Raw genomic sequence first — 17,129 nt, 5'->3', positions numbered from 1 at the left:
CCGGCCGGACGGACCCGTACGCCACGTCCGTGGGCACGACCCGGCCGCTCCCGGGCCCGCCCGGCGGAGACGTACGCGATCCCCGGCCGGGTCCCGCCGGAAATTCTCCGAAGGAATTCCGGGATGCGGTGTCGGATCCGGGCGGAGGCGTTCGTGGTGATGGTGAACGGCCGCCCGCGAGGGGCGCGCCCCCAGAAGAGGGAGCCACGACCATGAGGCTGACGACCATGACGCAGGTCACCATCGACGGAGTGATGCAGGGGAACGGCGGGGTGACGGGCGAGGACCGCGCGGACGGGTTCGATCGTGGCGGGTGGGCCCTCGGGGCGGGCGACGACGAGACCAGGGCTCTCATCGCCGAGACCTACCGGCGCGCCGACGCCTTCCTGTTCGGCCGGCGGACCTACGAGCTGTTCGCCGGCTACTGGGGGGCGACCGAGGAAGGGCGCGCCCACCCCATCGGCGTGGCGTTGAACGAGAAGCCCAAGTACGTCGCGTCGACCTGGCTCACCGGCCCGCGGTGGGCGGACACGACCGTCCTCTCCGGCGACCTCGCCGCCGCCGTCGGCGAGCTGAAGGCCAGGCCGGGCGGTGAACTGCAGGTGCACGGCAGCGGATCCCTGTTCCGCTGGCTGCTCCGCAAGGGGCTGATCGACGAGCTGACCCTCCTCACCGTCCCCGTGGTCCTCGGCCAGGGAGCGCGGCTGTTCCCCGACGCGGGCCCCGACATCGCGCTCGACCTGGTCGACTCGCGTGTCGACTCCAAGGGCGTGACGATCCAGGTCTTCCGGCCCGGCGGGCGTCCGCAGTACGCGCAGACCCGGTGACACGCCGGCCGCAGGGCCGGATACCGCACCGGGACGAGAAGACCACAGGAGATGATCCGCAGATGCGATACCTGCTTTCCGTGATCCACGACAGGAACGACCTCTCCACCCCGGAGGAGGACGCGGCGATCGACGTGTTCAACGACCGCCTGGTGGCCGAGGGCCACTGGGTCTTCGCCGGCGGCCTCGGGGCGCCCGTCGCGGCCACCGTGGTCGACAACCGGGGCGGGGAGGCGATGCTCACCGACGGGCCCTTCCTGGAGTCGAAGGAGTATCTCGCCGGCTTCTGGATCATCGAGGCCGCGGACCTCGATGTGGCGCTCAAGCTCGCCGTCGAGGGTTCGAGGGCCTGCAACCGGAAGGTCGAGGTGCGGCCGTTCCTGTGAACGGGACCGACGTCCAGGCGGCGATCACCCAGGCGCACCACACGGAGTGGGCGCGGGTGGTCGCCACCCTGACCAGGCGCTTCGGTGACCTCGACATCGCCGAGGAGGCGACGGCCGAGGCGTTCGCGACCGCCGTCCAGCGGTGGCCGGCCGACGGCGTGCCCCCCAATCCGGGCGCCTGGCTGACCACCACCGCCGTCCGCAAGGCCATCGACCGGATCCGGCGTGAGAACAGGCGCGACGACAGGCATAAGGAGGCTCAGCTGTTGTACGACGACGACCCGCCCGAGCCTGCCGGCGTCATCGGCGACGAGCGACTCCGGCTGATCTTCACCTGCTGTCACCCGGCGCTGGCGATGGAGAGCCGCGTGGCGCTGACGCTGCGCATGGTCGCCGGTCTGACCGTGCCCGAGATCGCCCGCGCCTTCCTGGTGCAGGAGAGCGCCATGGGACAGCGGATCACCCGCGCGAAGGCCAAGATCAAGGCCGCCCGCATCCCCTACCGGGTGCCGTCCGCGGAGGATCTCCCGGGCCGTGTCGCCGGCGTGCTCGCCGTCCTCTTCCTCGTCTTCAACGAGGGCTACCTGGCGACCGGCCCCGGCACCGACCCCGTGCGTCACGACATGACCGCCGAGGCGATCCGGCTCACCCGCCTGGTCCGTGCCCTCATGCCCGAGGACGGCGAGGCGACCGGGCTGCTGGCCCTGATGCTCCTCACCGAGGCCCGCCGCGCCGCCCGGGTCTCGGGCGGCGGCGAGCTGGTCGCCCTCGGTGAGCAGGACCGCGGGTCCTGGGACGCGGCGCTGATCGCCGAGGGCCACCGGCTGGTGCGCGAGCGCCTGGCCTCCGGGGAGGCCCCGGGCAGATACCAGATCCTCGCGGCGATCAACGCCGTGCACACCTCCGCCCGCGACGTACGCGACACCGACTGGTCGCAGGTCGTCGCCCTCTACGACCAGCTCGCCCACCTGGATCCCTCGCCGATCGTCGCGCTCAACCGGGCCATCGCGGTCGCCGAGCTCGACGGCCCGGAGGTGGCGCTGGCGGCCGTCGACCGGCTCGGGGACAGGCTGGCCGGCTACCACGCCTACCACGCGACCCGCGCCGACCTGCTGCGCCGGCTGGGCCTCGGCCGGCAGGCGCACGCGGCGTACGGCGAAGCCATCGGGCTCGCGGGCAACACCGCCGAGATCGCCTACCTGAGACGCCGCCGCGACCAGCTGGGCTGACGCGCTCCCCGGCCTGGGAGCCGGGGAGCCGGCCCGTGCCGCGCGTTCACGCGGCAGCTCTGAGGCTTCCCGCTTCGCCGCACCCGGCGACGGTCACCCGGGCGGGCCGGGACCCGGCCCGCCCCCGGCGGACCGGGCGGGGCGTCGTCAGTCGCGGTCCCAGGCGTAGGGGTCCACGTAGATCACGTGGCCGCCCCGGTCGTCCGACTCGTCCACGATGTCGCGCCGGGGCGGTCGCGGCGGCGCGGGGCGCGGCACCCTGGGGCCGGTCTCCGCCGGTTTCCCGGCCTCCGGGGCCTTCGGAGCCTTCGGGGCCGTCGCGGGTTCCTGCGGGTCCGCCGCCGAGGCGTGCTCGTCCTCCCAGTCGTCCCTGATCACCGGGATCGGCTGGGTGTCGCACTCGGTGGCGTCCAGCCAGTGACCGGGCAGCGCGCGGTGCTCGTCCGGCTCGGCCAGCCCGACCCGGCCGGCGACCGCCCCCGCCGCCCGGAACAGCCTGGTCCCGGCCCGGCGGACCGGTGCGGTGGCCGTGCCGACCCTGGCGGCGGCCCGGACCACGGCCGCGTTGTGCCCCCGGAAGATCAGCCACCAGTTGGTCAGGCCCGCCGAGATGCCGGCCGCGACGCCCACCTCCAGCGTCACCGACAGCATCACCTCCCAGCCCGCGGGTCCGACCGCGGAGAGGCGCGCCCCGCCGAGCGAGCCGCCGGACAGCGCGGCCAGCGCCCCGGCCGCCGCGCCGGTCACCACCCCGCAGACGAAGCCCCACAGCGGCGCGCCCTCGTAGGAGGGCGAGGGGGCGATCCGCGCCCCCAGCACGCCGGCCACCGTCCCCGCCGCGAACGGCAGCGCGATCACCGCCATCACCCACGCCGGGGTGGGGCCCGCCTCGGGCAGCGCGCCCAGGATCGGCAGGCTCGGCACCGTGCCGAGCTGGACGCCGGTGGGCGCGACCAGCGTGCCGGCGCCGAGGCTGAAGCCCGGTCCCGCGATGTAGGCCATGCCCCAGACGACGGCGTTGAGCAGGTAGAGGCCCTGCAGCAGCAGGAGCAGCAGTCCGCCGACGAACCCGGGGGCGAGGACCTCCGACAGCCTCTGGACCTGGTCGAAACCGGCCGCGACGGCGCCGAGCACCAGGGCGGCGCCCGCGACCAGCATGATCCCCAGCGCCGCGGCGGAGCTCACCACGAGCGAGCGCACCCGCTCGGGCAGCAGGCGCAGCATCGACCGCCACGGCCCGATCGTCCGGGCGACGGCCGCCGAGCCCGCGAGGAAGGCCAGCACCAGGTGGCTTACCAGGGTGTCGCCGAGATAGGGCTGGGTGATCTCGTTCCGGGTGACCAGCGCGATCATCCCGGCCAGCAGCGCGTACGGCGCGGCCAGCGAGACGCCCGCCTGTGCGATCAGGGCCAGCTGCGCCCGGCGGCGGGCGTCGGCCTGCTCCTTGGGGCTGTTCCTCGGCAACCGGGCGGGCAGGCGCAGCCGCAGGTCGGCGTCGCGGGCCATCCAGATCCCGGCGCGGTACAGCAGGAAGGCCGGCAGGACCGTCAGGCCGAGCGGGAGCAGACCGATCGAGCCCCCGGGGATCGCGAACCCGGCGTGGTGGGCCGCCAGCCAGAGCTGCGCCGCGGCGCGGAACACCCCGGGCAGCCCCGGGCCGAGCGAGCCGCGGGGGGAGGCGATCCAGCCGACCAGGGTGAGCGTGGTGAGCACCGCCAGTCCCACGCCCAGGGTCCACGCGGCGGCGAGCATCCCGGAGACGGGAAGCGGGCGGCGGACGTCGTCGTCGTCACCCGTGACGCCGGGCAGGGGGAGGCGGCTGAGGACGTTGCGGGGAGCCGTCCGGAGCTGATCTAGAAGGGCCGTCACGATAACCGATGGTCTCAGGATCTTCCGCGCGGACGAGACTCATCGTCCCGCGTGTCGCGGGCCGTACCGAAAACGGGACGGCGGGCCGTACGGAGAATCGGGACCGCGGGGCGTGCGGGACGGCGGAGAGGCGCACCGCGGGCGTACGGCGGGCGGCGCGCGGGCCGGGCGTACGGCGGAGCGGGCCGGGAGACGGTGAGAGGCGCCCGCGGACGGCGGGCGCCTCTCACCGGTGAGCCGGATGGACCGTCGGACCGGATCGGCCGGACCGGATCGGCCGGGCCGGGCCGCGGTACGGCCCGAGGGCCGGCTAACGGTTCTGCATGATCTCGCGCATCAGGCGGGCGGTCTCGCTCGGGGTCTTGCCGACGCGGACGCCGACCTTCTCCAGAGCCTCCTTCTTCGCCTGCGCGGTGCCGGCCGAGCCGGACACGATCGCACCGGCGTGACCCATGGTCTTGCCCTCGGGGGCGGTGAAGCCCGCGACGTAGGCGACGACCGGCTTGGTCACGTGCTGCTCGATGTAGGCGGCGGCCCGCTCCTCGGCGTCACCGCCGATCTCACCGATCATGACGATCGCGTCGGTGTCCGGGTCGTCCTGGAACGCCTGGAGAGCATCGATGTGCGTGGTGCCGATGACCGGGTCGCCGCCGATGCCGACGGCGGTGGAGAAGCCGAAGTCACGCAGCTCGTACATGAGCTGGTAGGTCAGCGTGCCCGACTTCGAGACCAGGCCGATGCGGCCGGCGGTGGTGATGTCGGCCGGGATGATGCCGGCGTTGGAGGCGCCGGGCGAGGCGATGCCGGGGCAGTTCGGGCCGATGATGCGGGTCTTGTTGCCCTTGGCGACGGCGTAGGCCCAGAACTCGGTGGTGTCGTGGACCGGGACGCCCTCGGTGATGACCACGCAGAGCGGGATCTCGGCGTCGATGGCCTCCTTGACCGCGGCCTTGGTGGCCGCCGGCGGCACGAAGACGACCGACACGTCGGCGCCGGTCTGCTGCATGGCCTCGGCGACGGTGCCGAAGACGGGCAGGCCCTCGTGGGTGATGCCGGCCTTGCGGGCGTTCACGCCGCCGACGACCCTGGCGCCGGAGGCGAGCATGCGGCGGGTGTGCTTGGTGCCCTCACCGCCGGTCATGCCCTGGACGATGATCTTGCTGTTCTCGTTGAGCCAGATGGCCATTACGCACCTACCGCTGCGAGCTCGGCGGCACGCTTGGCCGCATCGTCCATCGTGTCGACCAGCTCGACGCCGGACAGGGCGGCGTCGGCCAGGATCTTGCGTCCGAGCTCGGCATTGTTGCCGTCCAGCCGGACGACCAGGGGGCGGCTGACGGTCTCGCCGCGGCTCTCCAGGAGCTGGAAGGCCGAGACGACTCCGTTGGCGACCGCGTCGCAGGCGGTGATGCCGCCGAAGACGTTCACGAAGATCGACTTCACCGACGGGTCGGAGAGGATGATCTCCAGGCCGGCCGCCATGACCTCGGCGGAGGCGCCGCCGCCGATGTCGAGGAAGTTGGCGGGCTTGGGCTGCCCGGGGAACGCCTCGCCGGCGTAGGCGACGACGTCGAGGGTCGACATGACCAGGCCGGCGCCGTTGCCGATGATGCCGACGCTGCCGTCGAGCTTGACGTAGTTGAGGTCCTTGGCCTTGGCCGCGGCCTCCAGCGGGTCCTCGGCCGCCTTGTCCGCGTAGGCCTCGTGCTCGGCCTGGCGGAAGACGGCGTTGTCGTCGAGGGTGACCTTGCCGTCGAGGGCCTTCACCTGGCCGTCGGCGGACAGGATCATCGGGTTGACCTCGACCAGGGAGGCGTCCTCGTCGACGAAGACGGCCCAGAGCTTCTCGATGATCTCGGCGGCGCCGTCCAGCGCCTTCTCCGGCAGGCCGCCGGCCACGGCGATCTCACGGGCCTTGTCGCGGGTCACGCCGTCCAGCGGGGACACGGGGACCTTCGCGACCTTCTCGGGGGCGGTGTGCGCGACCTCTTCGATGTCCATGCCGCCGGCGGCGGAGCAGATGGCGATGAAGGTGCGGTTGGCGCGGTCGAGCAGGAAGGAGAAGTAGTACTCCTCCGCGATCGCGCTGGCCTCCTCGATCAGGACCTTGTGGACCGTGTGGCCCTTGATGTCCATGCCGAGGATCTGGGTGGCCTTCTGCTCGGCGTCGGCGGCGTCGTCGGCGACCTTGACGCCGCCCGCCTTGCCGCGACCACCGGTCTTGACCTGTGCCTTGACGACGACACGGCCGGTCAGCTGCTCGGCTGCCGCGCGCGCCTCCTCCACGGTGTGCGCGACGATGCCGCGCGGCACCGGGATGCCGTACTCCGCGAAGAGCTCCTTCGCCTGATGTTCGAACAGGTCCACGAGGGTCCGTCCTTGCTTGTCCGGCTGGTGTACTGAAAATGTCGGCGGGCCGGCTCCGTGGTGTGAGGGGAGCCCGGCGGTTTTGCGCCAATGAAGCCTAGCCCCCCGCGCGCATGACCAGGTCACCGGGTCCGCGAACGGCTACGGGCGAGGCCAATGAGGCGAGGGTGGCGAACGTCCTGGGGATCATATCGGGACGCGGCGGGGAAGCGTCCGCGTCCCGCGGGGTCAGACCCGCGCGGGGATCGCCCCCCGCACCCACTCGACGATCTCCTGGGTGGTCGCCCCGGGCGTGAAGACCCGGGCCACGCCCATCCGCTCCAGCTCGGGCAGGTCCGCCTCCGGGATGATCCCGCCGCCGAAGACGACGATGTCGCTCGCGTCGCTCTCCGCGAGCAGCTCGATCACCTTGGCGAACAGCGTCATGTGCGCGCCGGAGAGGATGGACAGACCGATCGCCGCGGCGTCCTCCTGGATCGCGGTGCGCACGATCTGCTCGGGCGTCTGGTGCAGGCCGGTGTAGACGACCTCCATCCCGGCGTCCCGCAACGCCCTCGCGACGATCTTCACACCCCGGTCGTGCCCGTCCAGGCCGGGCTTGGCGATGACAACGCGGATCCTCGGCTCGGCGTCCATCCAGACCTCCTTGTCCGTGTCCCACGCGTGACGTGGGAGCTGAGCTGACGGCAGCCTAACGGCCGCGCCCGGAGCGCTCCGGACCGCGTGCCCGTCACCTCCTCGGGCGCGTGCCCGTCACGCTCCTCCGGGGCCGCGCTTTCCGGTGGGTCTTTCCCACCATCAGTGCTTTTCACCACTTTTATTGTTATGAATGCCTACATTCCATAGGACATGCCATAGGGTTTCTGATCTTCTAGCCTCAGGAGGAAGCTCCCCCATGAAGCGATGGATCATCGTGGCGGCCACCGCGCTGGCGGTGCCCACCGCCGCCGTCCCCGCCACGGCCCAGGCCGCGCCCGCCGACCCGGCGGCCGCGCTGCAGGCGCGGTTCGTCGCGGGCCACGGCGTACGGATCACCGAAAGCGGCCGGACCTACTCCGGGCGCGAACTCCTCTCCGCCCAGATACGCCGGGGCACCGTGGAGTTCGGCCCCTCCGGCGTCACGGGTCACGACATCCGGTCGAAGTCCGCCCTCCCCGGGGACGACACCGCGCCGCTGCGCACCCTCAGCGCCGGCGGGGACACCTACCTCAGCGGCGGGATGGTCGGCAGGAGATGGGTCAAGTCCTCCCGCGCCGCCTCCCCCTTCTTCACCCCGGTCATGCTCCTGGAGCCGGACACGCTGAAGTCGCTGCTGCCGGCCTCGGGGAAGGGCGGTTCGGCCGGGAAGAAGGCCGGTCCGTCCACGCTCAAGGGGACCACCACCCTCGGCGAGCTCTACCGCGTCTCGCCGTCCTACCGCGCCTCCCTCGGCGGGAAGCGGCCCATCGCCGCCATGGCGGCCACGAAGGTGAGCTGGCGCCTGTGGCTCGGCCGCGACCGTCTCCCCGCCCGGCTGGTCACCTCCTGGACCGTGCCGCCGCGCGGCATGCACGTGACCCGCGTCAGCGACGTGCGCTTCACCTCCTGGGGCACCCCCGTCACCCTCACCGCGCCCACCCCGGCCCCCGCCTCCGGAGAGCCGACGAGCTGACATCCGGAGCGACCGGCGGAAACCCGGTGGGCCGAAGCCGTACGGGCTGACACGCCGGAAGAACACGGGCCGGTGAGCCGGAACCGCACGGCCAATGGGCCGAAACCAGATGAGCCGGTGAACCGAAACCATGCGGACCGATGAACCGAACCCATATGGGCCGATGATCCGGAACCGTACGGGTTGATGATCCGAAATCGTGCGGGCCGATGAGCCGAAACCGTACGGACCGGCGAACCGGCGGCAGACGGGCCGGCACGAAATCGCAGAAAGCGAAAGAAGCCGGAAAAGGGCCGGTGGCCGGGGCGGACGATCCCCGGCCACCGGCCCCGCCGGTCTTCGACTTCCCGCTGTTCCCTTTATTTCCCTTTATTTCGTGATCTTTCCTGATAGAAATACTTCCGCCCCTCCCACGCAGGGTGGAGGGAACATTCAGGAGGACTTTCCTTTGAAGCGACACATCGCCGTTCTGGCATGCGCCGCGACGGCCGCGCTGGGCGTCCCCGCGATCGCCACGACCGCGCACGCCCAGACCGCCCGGGCCAAGGACCCGCTCGCCGCGCTGCGGAGCCAGATGGGCGGCGGCCGCGGCGTGTCCTTCGTCGACAAGACGAAGGTCACGAGCCCCCAGGGGAGCCGCGTCCTCGCCCAGCGCGACGGCGTCCTCGGATTCGGCGCCTCCGGAATCGCCGCGTCCGACCAGACGGGCAAGATGCGGATCAAGCTGAGCGATCTCGGCATCGATCCCGACGACGAGGACACGAAGGGCATCGCCGGGTTCGCCAAGCCGGAGAGGGTCGTGCGCGTCGGCAAGGCGAGCTACATCTCCGGCGGATACTTCGGCGAGTTCCTGCCGGAGGGAAAGACCTGGCTCCGCTACCCCGCCGAGACGCTCGGCATGCTCGGCGTCATAACCCAGAAGGTCAACGCCGCCGAGCCCGCGACGCTCAAGGCACTGCTGGCGCACGCCACCACCGAGCGTCCCGGGTTCTACTCCGGAAAGATCACCTACGGCGAGCTGAACAAGATCTCGCCGTGGTTCCGGGCCTCGGTGAGCGGCGCGAGGATCACCGGCAGGTACGCCAAGATCAAGGTGAGCTGGAAGCTCTTCCTCGGCTCCGACCGCCTTCCCCAGCGGCTCGTGACCAGCGAGGCCAGTACGGCCGACGACGGCAGGTCGACGATGGAGACCGACACCCGCTACACCGGCTGGGGCGCCGAGGTGTCGGTCAAGGCTCCGGCTCCTGAGGATGTCGCGACGGCCAAGGACCTCCAGGACGGCGCGACGGCCGAGGTGCCCACCCCGATCGGCAGATGACCGTCTCTCCCCGGAGGCGCTGAGCCGCATCCGGTCCCGGACCGCCTTCGGTTCGGGACCGCGTACGGCTTGGAACCGCGTACGGTTCAGGACCGCGCCCGGTTCCGCGCCGCGCCCGGAACCGGACCTCGTCCGGCCGTGGACCGGCCGGGCGTCACCGGTCCGGTGAGCACCCGCTCACCGGACCGGCGGGCGGGCGCCCGTCAGAGCTTCTCCACCGGCGCGTAGGCGAGGAGCAGGGTCTTCTCGCCGCCGCTACCGAAGTCGATCTTCACCTTGGTCTTCTCCGCGACGCCGTCCACCGACACGACCGTGCCGAGGCCGAACTTGTCGTGGGTGACGCGGTCGCCGGGGGTGAGGCTGGGGATCTGACGTCCGCCGGGCTTCTTCGCGGGCGCGGCGGCACGCGGCTCCCGCCGGGTGGCCGCGACCCAGGCGTTCTTGCCCGGATCGGTGCGCCAGTCGACCAGCTCACCGGGGATCTCGGAGACGAACCGGGACGCCGGGTTGAACGCGGGCGCTCCCCACGCGCTGCGCACGGCCGCCCGGGAGACGTAGAGCCGCTTCTGGGCCCGGGTGATGCCGACGTAGGCCAGGCGGCGCTCCTCCTCCAGTTCCTTGGGCTCGCCCAGCGAGCGCACGTGCGGGAAGACGCCGTCCTCCATGCCGGTGAGGAACACCACCGGGAACTCCAGACCCTTGGCGGTGTGCAGGGTCATCAGCGTGACCACTCCCTGGCCGCCGTCGTCGGCGGGGATCTGGTCGGCGTCGGCCACCAGCGAGACCTGCTCCAGGAACTCCACGAGGGTGCCCTCGGGGTTGGCCTCCTCGAACTCCGACGCCACCGAGATCATCTCGTCGAGGTTCTCCAGGCGGCTCTCGTCCTGGGGATCGCCGGAGGCGGCCAGCTCGGCACGGTAACCGGTGGCCTCCAGCACCTCCTGGGCCAGCTCCGACGGCGGCATGGTGGCGGCCTTGGCGGTCAGGTCGTCCAGCAGGGCGAGGAACTCCTTGATGGCGTTGACCGAGCGGGTCGCCATCCCCGGCGCCTCGCCGGCCCGCCGGAGCGCCTCGGCGAAGGGGATCCGCTCCCGGGCGGCGAACGCCTCCACCATCGCCTCGGCCCGGTCGCCGATGCCGCGCTTGGGCACGTTGAGGATGCGGCGCAGCGAGACGACGTCGCCGGGGTTGGCCAGCACCCGGAGGTAGGCCAGCAGGTCACGGACCTCCTTGCGCTCGTAGAAGCGCACCCCGCCGACCACCTTGTACGGCAGGCCGGTGCGGATGAACACCTCCTCGAACACACGGGAGGCCGCGTTGGTGCGGTAGAACACCGCCACCTGGCCGGGCGTGACGTCCTCCTCGTCGGAGAGCCGGTCGACCTCCTGCGCGACGAACATGGCCTCGTCGTGCTCGTTGTCCGCGACGTAGCCGACGATCTTCGGGCCGGAGCCCTGGTCGGACCACAGGTTCTTCGGCTTGCGGCTCTCGTTGCGCGCGATCACCGCGTTGGCCGCGGTCAGGATCGTCTGGGTGGAGCGGTAGTTCTGCTCCAGCAGGATCGTCTTGGCGTCGGGATAGTCGCGCTCGAACTCCAGGATGTTGCGGATCGTCGCGCCGCGGAAGGCGTAGATCGACTGGTCGGCGTCGCCGACCACGCACAGCTCCGCCGGGGGGATCCCGGCGGTGCCCTCCCTGACCAGCTCGCCGTCGGCGGTGCGCAGCTCGGGGGTGCCGACCAGCTCGCGGATCAGCGTGTACTGGGCGTGGTTGGTGTCCTGGTACTCGTCGACCATGACGTGCCGCCAGCGACGGCGGTAGTGCTCGGCCACGTCGGGGAAGAGCTGGAACAGCGTGACCGTCATCATGATGAGGTCGTCGAAGTCCATCGCGCCGGCCTCGGTCAGCCGCCGCTGGTAGGTGCGGTACGCCTCGGCGAGCGTGCGCTCCAGGTGGCTCGCCGCCTGCCCTGCCGCCGTCTCGTAGTCGATCAGCTCGTTCTTGAAGTTGCTGACCTGCGCGGAGAAGGACCGCGGCGGATAGCGCTTGGGGTCGAGGTCCATCTCGCGGCAGACCATCGCCATCAGCCGCTGGGAGTCGGCCTGGTCGTAGATCGAGAAGCTCGTGGGGAAGCCCAGCCGCCCCGCCTCCCGGCGCAGGATCCGCACGCACGCGCTGTGGAAGGTCATCACCCACATCGCCGCCGAGCGCGGCCCGATGAGCCGGTCGACCCGCTCCTTCATCTCCCGGGCGGCCTTGTTCGTGAAGGTGATCGCGAGGATCTCCTGCGGCCGCGCGCCCCGCTCCTCCAGGAGGTAGGCGATGCGGTGGGTCAGCACCCGCGTCTTGCCCGACCCCGCGCCCGCGACGATGAGCAACGGGCTGCCGTGGTGCACCACGGCCTCGCGCTGCTGGAGGTTGAGCCCGTCGAGCAACGGGTGGGTCACTGAGGCGGCTGGGATCGACACGTCACCTAGATTAGGCCGACCGGCCGACAACCGCGGCCCGCGCCCCGGAGGAATGCCCGCGGACACGCGGGAAGTTGCCAGAATCACGTACAGCTGGATATGAGCGGAAACCGGAAAGCATCGGAAGGGTCAGGCATGCTGTCTGAGAATGAGATAAACCGGGTGCTCGTCGTGACCGCCCATCCCGACGACGTCGACTTCGCCGCCGCGGGCACGATCGCCGGGTTCACCGACCGCGGGGTGGAGGTCGTCTACTGCGTCGTGACGGACGGCGACGCGGGCGGATTCGACCGCGAGCTGGACAACACGGGCATGGCCGAGCTGCGCCGTACCGAGCAGACGGCCGCCGCCAAGGCCGTCGGCGTGACCGACCTGCGCTTCCTCGGTCACCGCGACGGCACGCTGGTGCCCGGCCTGGAACTGCGGCGCGACATCACCCGGGTCATCCGCCAGGTGCGGCCCGACCTGGTCATCACCCACAGCCCCGAGCGCAACTACTCGTTCATCGCCCCCAGCCACCCCGACCACCGCGCGGTCGGCGCCAGCGCACTCGACGCCGTCTACCCCGACGCCCGCAACCCCTACGCCTTCCCCGAACTGCTGCGCGACGAGGGCCTGGACGCCTGGACGGTCCGGGAGGTCTGGCTCAACGGCGGCCCCTCCCCCGACCACTTCGTCGACGTCACCGGCGCCTTCGACCGGAAGATCGCCGCGCTGCGGGCCCACGCGAGCCAGGTCTCCCACGTCGAGGGCTTCGAGGAGTTCCTGCGGTCGCGCTTCTCCCAGGCCGCGTCCGAGGCCGGGCTGCCCGAGGGCAGCTACGCCGAGGGCTTCCAGCGGGTCGCCACCGACTGACCGGCCGACCGACCGCTCGCCACCGACTGACCGCGACCCGGTCGCGTCCGGCGGGCCTGAGCCGTCCGGGTGCCCGGCATCCTCCGGGACCGTACGGCTCAGGCCCGCCCAGGCCGCAGAGGGTTCCACTCAGGCCCGCTCAGACCGTACGGAGGTCTCGCCCAGGCCGTACGGCGGAGGCCCCGCTCAGACCGTACGGCGGGCCGTGCCGCCGGGGTCGCCGGGGGCCAGCCGGGCGAACAGGTAGCCCAGCGAGTTGGTGGCGAGGTGCAGCAGCGCCGGCGCGGCCAGCCCGCCCCGGCGGCGCAGCTCACAGAAGAGCAGCCCGGCGAGCGCGGTCGTCGCCACCGACCCGGCCACCACCCGCGTCGTCTCCACCGCCGTCCCATCGGACATCTCAGCGGACGTCTCACCGGCCCCCTCACCGACCGTCTCGGCAGACGTCTCGGCGGACGTCTCGGCGGACGTCTCGGCGGACGTCTCGGCGGACGTCTCACCGGTGGCCAGGCGGGTCAGCGCGGGGTTGGCGGCGGCCATGTCCGTCGCCGGGAGCACATGCCACAGGCCGAACAGCACCGAGGAGACGGCGGCCGCCACCCGGGGGCCGTGCGCCCGGGCGACCAGGGCGGGCAGCACTCCGCGGAAACCGGCCTCCTCCAGCAGGACCGTGCCGAACGGCACCTGCAGGAGCGCCTCCTCCAGGACACGGGCGCGCGACAGCGACAGCGCCCGCTCGTCGCGGAAGAGAGGGCGGGTGGCCGGGAGGACGATCCCCACCGCGTAGCCGCCGGCGACGGCCGAGGCCAGGAGACCGCCGATCCGCAGTCCCCGGGCGGGGTCGCGGAACCCGATCTCGGCCCAGGTGATCCCGCGGTGCCGGGCCAGGGCCAGCAGCGCGCCGGTGGCCGCGGCCGAGGTCAGCGGGGCCAGACGCGGCGCGACCCGGTTGTTGAGCACGTTGGCCGCCGCCAGCACGGCCACCGCGCCCGCGAGCGCGGCCCCGTCACCTCCGCCGCCCGCCTTCCGGCCCACCCGCACCTCGCCCATGTCTCCCCTTCCGCCTGCTCACCTGCTCACCTGCCGAACCTTCGTCCCGGACCGGTCCCGTCCGCGGCCGGCCCCGGACCGACCCTGCTCGCGGCCCGCCTCAGCCCGATCCCGCCCGCGGCCCGATCCCGCCCGCGGCCCGCTCCGGACCGGTCCCGCCCCCGGGCCGTCTCAGCCGGTTCCGGCGTCAGCCGGCCGCGGGCCGTCGCCATCCGGTGGGGAAGCGCAGGCCGCGCCGCTCCCGCACGGTCAGGCCGCCCCAGATGCCCTCCGGTTCCCCGCTCCGTACGGCGTAGGCCCGGCAGTCGGCCAGCACCGGACATCTGGCGCAGACCGCCTTGGCTCGCGCCTCCTGCTCCGCCGACTGGGTCAGCGGGAAGAACAGCTCGGGATCGCTCGCGCGGCAGGCGCCCCGTACGGCCCAGCCGATCTCGGGCGTCATCCTGCGCATGGCCCACACCCCCCTGGTCGATCACCGGACCTCAGCGTAGGCCGCGCACGGCGGTGCGGCATCAGCCTTCCGGCGTATTCACCGGTGGTCCCGGCGGCTCGCCGGAACCCGGCAGGACAGAGCGGAACCCAGCGGAACCCGGCAGGACCCAGCGGGACCCGGCAGGACCAGGCCGGACCGAGCGGGGCTCAGCAGGAGGAGGTCCCCTCGTTGTAGCCCCGGGCGAAGACCTGCTGGCGCTGCTGCGCCGTACCGTGGGCGTCGGGGCGCAGCCAGTCGTCGGTGGGGTCTCCGGCGGCGGCGAGGTTGAGCAGCAGCTCGTCCTTGTCGCCCGGTTCGGCCTGAAGGGCGTTGCCCCTGACCAGGGCGCCCAGCGTGCCGCCCGCGTAGCAGTCGGCCTGCAGCTCCCGCTGGATGCTCAGGCCGCCCGCGTTGTTCAGCTGGGCCTGCACGGCGTGCCCCAGCTCGTGCGGGATGATCACGTAGACGGAGCCGTCGCCCATCCGGTCGTACAGCCCGCGCATCCAGTTCTCGTCATAGGCGACGAAGTGCCCGAAGGGGCAGTAGAAGGCGTTGTCCGGCACCGCGGGCTGGTTGCCGCAGGCGGGGCCGTTCTGCCCGGTGTAGGGGATGAAGGCGCTGATGGGCCGGTAGCTCATCCCGGCGGCGGCGAAGGTCTGCTTCCAGTACTGCTCGCTGAGCCCCCTGGCCAGGCTGACGTCCGACTCGAAGTCCTGTCCGAGCGGGGCGGGCGTGGTGGCCTCGACGCTTCCCCGGTCGTCGTCGGGCCGCTCCCCGCCGCTCCCCGTGGGTTCGCTGCCGCAGGACACGGTGACGGCCAGCAGGAGGAGCGCCAGGACGACGCGGCGGAAGGTGCTCATGTCCCCATCGTGGCCCAGCGGGCGGCGGCATGCGGGGTACACGCGCGATTACACTCCGGCGCATTCGCTGATCACGACGCACGGGGCGGGCGGGGCCGGTGGGACAGGCGGGACGGGCGGCGCGGGACAGGCGACCCGACGGCGTGAGGGGCTGGTGGGCGGGCGGGCCGTGCGGGCGGACGGGATCAGGAGGACCGGCTCAGGGAGACCGGCTCGGGGGGCCGGATCAGGGAGCCGGATCAGGGGGACGGCCAGGTGTGCACGGGCTCGTTGGTGTGCATGTGCTCGACGTAGCTCAGGGTCATCCGGCGCAGGGCCTCGTGCCGGTCGGCGCCGCCGTACGCCTCCACCGTCTCGGCCTGCCAGTGGGCCCCGGTCCTGCCGGTCACGCAGCGCCGCTCGATGATGCCGAGGAGGCGGTCGCGGACGGCCGGGTCCACCTCCCACCGGTCGAGCCCCTCGTGGGCGAGCGGCAGCAGCCGCCGCAGGACCAGCTCGGCGGCGGCCACCTCACCGATCCCCGGCCAGTAGAGCCGGGCGTCCAGGCCGTGCCGGGCGGCGGCGTGCAGGTTGTCGGCGGCGGCGGCGAAGGACATGCGCGTCCACACCGGGCGCTCGGCGTACGGCAGCACCCCCATGAGGCCGTAGTAGAAGGCGGCGTTGGCGGCGATGTCCGCGACCGTGGGGCCCGCGGGCAGCACCCGGTTCTCCACCCGCAGGTGCGGGACGTTGCCGACGACCGCGTAGACCGGCCGGTTCCACCGGTAGACGGTCCCGTTGTGCAGGGTCAGCTCGCCGAGCTGCGGGGTGACCCCGCGGGCCAGTTCCTCGCGGGGGTCGGCGTCGTCGCACAGAGGCAGCAGTGCCGGGAAGTACCGGGCGTTCTCCTCGAACAGGTCGAAGACCGAGGTGATCCACCGCTCCCCGAACCACACCCTGGGCCGCACCCCCTGCGTCTTGAGCTCCACCGGGCGGGTGTCGGTGGCCTGCTCGAACAGCGGGATCCGGGTCTCCTGCCAGAGCCTGCGGCCGAACAGGTACGGCGAGTTGGCCGCCACCGCGACCTGGGGGCCCGCGATGGCCTGCGCCGCGTTCCAGTTGGCGGCGAACGCCTGGGGGCTGATCTGGAGATGGAGCTGGAGGCTCGTGCAGGCGGCCTCGGGGGTGATGCTGTCGGCGTAGGCGTCGAGGACCTCCTCGCCCTCGATCAGCAGGTGCAGGTCCTCGCCCCTGGCCGCGAAGACCTGCTCGTTGAGCAGCCTGTAGCGGGGGTTGGCCGACAGCGTGCCCTCGTGCACGTCGCCCTCGCGCAGCGTGGGCAGGATGCCGACCATCATCAGGTGCCCGCCGACCGTCCGGGCCCGTTCCTCGGCGTGGTTGAGGCGGTCGCGCACCACCTTCTCCAGCCGGGCGACGCCGTCTCCCGACAGGGTCTCCGGGCTGACGTTGATCTCCACGTTGAACCGGCCGAGCTCGGTGCCCCAGTCAGGCTGCGCGATCGCCGCCAGCACCTCGGCGTTCCTCATGGTGGGCTCGCCGCGCTCGTCGACGAGGTTGAGCTCTATCTCCAGCCCGGCCCTGGGACGGTCGAACTCGAACCGGGACTCTCGCAGCATCTGCGCGAAGACGTCGAGGCACCGGCGGACCTTGTCGCGGTATCGCCGCCGGTCCTCCCGGCTGAACACCATCGCGGGTACGTCACGACCCATACTTCGCAGAGTCGCATATAAGCAACAAGTCGTACAGACCGGGTCTCGTTCCCAGGTCAGAACCGGTCCGG

15 protein-coding genes are annotated in these 17,129 nt (G+C 72.3%); 6 read left to right on the top strand and 9 right to left on the bottom strand.

Annotated features, from left to right (window positions below; all coding sequences use genetic code 11):
* Positions 1-212: 212 nt before the first annotated feature.
* The 3 genes from ACZ6W9_RS00750 (at position 213) to ACZ6W9_RS00740 (ending at position 2,442) form a co-directional block, all read left to right on the top strand.
* Entirely contained in the window at positions 213-827 is a 615-nt protein-coding gene (locus ACZ6W9_RS00750) for a dihydrofolate reductase family protein (RefSeq protein ID WP_389958263.1), read from the top strand.
* Between the two features lie 62 nt (positions 828-889).
* Positions 890-1,213: a YciI family protein gene (locus ACZ6W9_RS00745; protein WP_389958260.1), complete on the top strand. Its 324-nt coding sequence runs from the start codon at positions 890-892 to the stop codon at positions 1,211-1,213.
* Entirely contained in the window at positions 1,210-2,442 is a 1,233-nt protein-coding gene (locus ACZ6W9_RS00740; RefSeq protein ID WP_389958257.1) for an RNA polymerase sigma factor, read from the top strand. The genes ACZ6W9_RS00745 and ACZ6W9_RS00740 overlap by 4 nt, the downstream gene beginning before the upstream one ends.
* A 147-nt stretch (positions 2,443-2,589) precedes the next feature.
* Here the strand turns inward: ACZ6W9_RS00740 and ACZ6W9_RS00735 are convergent, their stop codons facing one another.
* The 4 genes from ACZ6W9_RS00735 to ACZ6W9_RS00720 form a co-directional block, all read right to left on the bottom strand.
* Positions 2,590-4,311, bottom strand: a complete 1,722-nt coding sequence (locus tag ACZ6W9_RS00735) for a cell division protein PerM (RefSeq protein WP_389958254.1) — start codon at positions 4,309-4,311, stop codon at positions 2,590-2,592.
* 310 nt (positions 4,312-4,621) lie between these two features.
* On the bottom strand, positions 4,622-5,497 hold the full coding sequence (gene sucD, locus ACZ6W9_RS00730; RefSeq protein WP_362945160.1) for a succinate--CoA ligase subunit alpha: 876 nt from the start codon (positions 5,495-5,497) through the stop codon (positions 4,622-4,624).
* A complete protein-coding gene (gene sucC / locus ACZ6W9_RS00725) occupies positions 5,497-6,678 on the bottom strand; it encodes an ADP-forming succinate--CoA ligase subunit beta (RefSeq protein ID WP_362945158.1) in 1,182 nt (393 codons plus the stop codon). The genes sucD and sucC overlap by 1 nt, the downstream gene beginning before the upstream one ends.
* A gap of 228 nt (positions 6,679-6,906) precedes the next feature.
* A complete protein-coding gene (locus ACZ6W9_RS00720) occupies positions 6,907-7,314 on the bottom strand; it encodes a cobalamin B12-binding domain-containing protein (protein ID WP_362945156.1) in 408 nt (135 codons plus the stop codon).
* A gap of 259 nt (positions 7,315-7,573) precedes the next feature.
* Between ACZ6W9_RS00720 and ACZ6W9_RS00715 the strand changes: the two genes are divergently transcribed.
* Together ACZ6W9_RS00715 and ACZ6W9_RS00710 are read left to right on the top strand one after the other, a co-directional pair.
* Positions 7,574-8,329 (top strand): hypothetical protein, encoded by a 756-nt coding sequence (locus ACZ6W9_RS00715; RefSeq protein WP_389958249.1) that lies wholly within the window; start codon positions 7,574-7,576, stop codon positions 8,327-8,329.
* A 448-nt stretch (positions 8,330-8,777) separates the two neighbouring features.
* Entirely contained in the window at positions 8,778-9,647 is an 870-nt protein-coding gene (locus ACZ6W9_RS00710; RefSeq protein ID WP_389958247.1) for a hypothetical protein, read from the top strand.
* 203 nt (positions 9,648-9,850) lie between these two features.
* Here the strand turns inward: ACZ6W9_RS00710 and pcrA are convergent, their stop codons facing one another.
* Positions 9,851-12,109, bottom strand: coding sequence for a DNA helicase PcrA (pcrA, locus tag ACZ6W9_RS00705; protein ID WP_389959252.1), 2,259 nt, complete (start codon positions 12,107-12,109; stop codon positions 9,851-9,853).
* 141 nt (positions 12,110-12,250) lie between these two features.
* On the opposite strand from pcrA, the gene ACZ6W9_RS00700 reads away from it, so the two are divergent.
* Positions 12,251-12,970 (top strand): PIG-L deacetylase family protein, encoded by a 720-nt coding sequence (locus ACZ6W9_RS00700; RefSeq protein WP_389958244.1) that lies wholly within the window; start codon positions 12,251-12,253, stop codon positions 12,968-12,970.
* A 186-nt stretch (positions 12,971-13,156) separates the two neighbouring features.
* Here ACZ6W9_RS00700 and ACZ6W9_RS00695 read toward each other — a convergent pair whose 3' ends face one another.
* The 4 genes from ACZ6W9_RS00695 to ACZ6W9_RS00680 all read right to left on the bottom strand — a co-directional run bounded on the left by ACZ6W9_RS00695 (position 13,157) and on the right by ACZ6W9_RS00680 (position 17,058).
* Positions 13,157-14,017: a CPBP family intramembrane glutamic endopeptidase gene (locus ACZ6W9_RS00695; RefSeq protein WP_470116486.1), complete on the bottom strand. Its 861-nt coding sequence runs from the start codon at positions 14,015-14,017 to the stop codon at positions 13,157-13,159.
* A 187-nt stretch (positions 14,018-14,204) separates the two neighbouring features.
* Positions 14,205-14,468 carry a WhiB family transcriptional regulator gene (locus tag ACZ6W9_RS00690; RefSeq protein ID WP_389958238.1) on the bottom strand — a complete coding sequence of 88 codons (264 nt, stop codon included), beginning with the start codon at positions 14,466-14,468 and terminating at the stop codon, positions 14,205-14,207.
* A gap of 188 nt (positions 14,469-14,656) precedes the next feature.
* Positions 14,657-15,349, bottom strand: a complete 693-nt coding sequence (locus tag ACZ6W9_RS00685; protein ID WP_470116485.1) for a neutral zinc metallopeptidase — start codon at positions 15,347-15,349, stop codon at positions 14,657-14,659.
* Positions 15,350-15,588: 239 nt separating this feature from the next.
* A complete protein-coding gene (locus ACZ6W9_RS00680) occupies positions 15,589-17,058 on the bottom strand; it encodes a glutamate-cysteine ligase family protein (protein WP_470116484.1) in 1,470 nt (489 codons plus the stop codon).
* Between the last annotated feature and the right edge of the window lie 71 nt (positions 17,059-17,129).

The organism is Streptosporangium sp. NPDC053982, assembly GCF_055585205.1.
The sequence above is the reverse complement of the archived record's forward strand: the minus strand, read 5'-3'. Positions and strand labels throughout refer to the sequence as shown.

Excerpts from the sequence above, each read along its gene's own strand:
- ACZ6W9_RS00750 (WP_389958263.1), top strand. The coding sequence starts at position 213 with ATGAGGCTGACGACCATGACGCAGGTCACCATCGACGGAGTGATGCAG.
- ACZ6W9_RS00745 (WP_389958260.1), top strand. The coding sequence starts at position 890 with ATGCGATACCTGCTTTCCGTGATCCACGACAGGAACGACCTCTCCACC.
- sucD (WP_362945160.1), bottom strand. The coding sequence starts at position 5,497 with ATGGCCATCTGGCTCAACGAGAACAGCAAGATCATCGTCCAGGGCATG.
- ACZ6W9_RS00720 (WP_362945156.1), bottom strand. The coding sequence starts at position 7,314 with ATGGACGCCGAGCCGAGGATCCGCGTTGTCATCGCCAAGCCCGGCCTG.
- ACZ6W9_RS00715 (WP_389958249.1), top strand. The coding sequence starts at position 7,574 with ATGAAGCGATGGATCATCGTGGCGGCCACCGCGCTGGCGGTGCCCACC.
- ACZ6W9_RS00700 (WP_389958244.1), top strand. The coding sequence starts at position 12,251 with ATGCTGTCTGAGAATGAGATAAACCGGGTGCTCGTCGTGACCGCCCAT.
- ACZ6W9_RS00695 (WP_470116486.1), bottom strand. The coding sequence starts at position 14,017 with ATGGGCGAGGTGCGGGTGGGCCGGAAGGCGGGCGGCGGAGGTGACGGG.
- ACZ6W9_RS00690 (WP_389958238.1), bottom strand. The coding sequence starts at position 14,468 with ATGCGCAGGATGACGCCCGAGATCGGCTGGGCCGTACGGGGCGCCTGC.
- ACZ6W9_RS00685 (WP_470116485.1), bottom strand. The coding sequence starts at position 15,349 with ATGAGCACCTTCCGCCGCGTCGTCCTGGCGCTCCTCCTGCTGGCCGTC.
- ACZ6W9_RS00680 (WP_470116484.1), bottom strand. The coding sequence starts at position 17,058 with ATGGGTCGTGACGTACCCGCGATGGTGTTCAGCCGGGAGGACCGGCGG.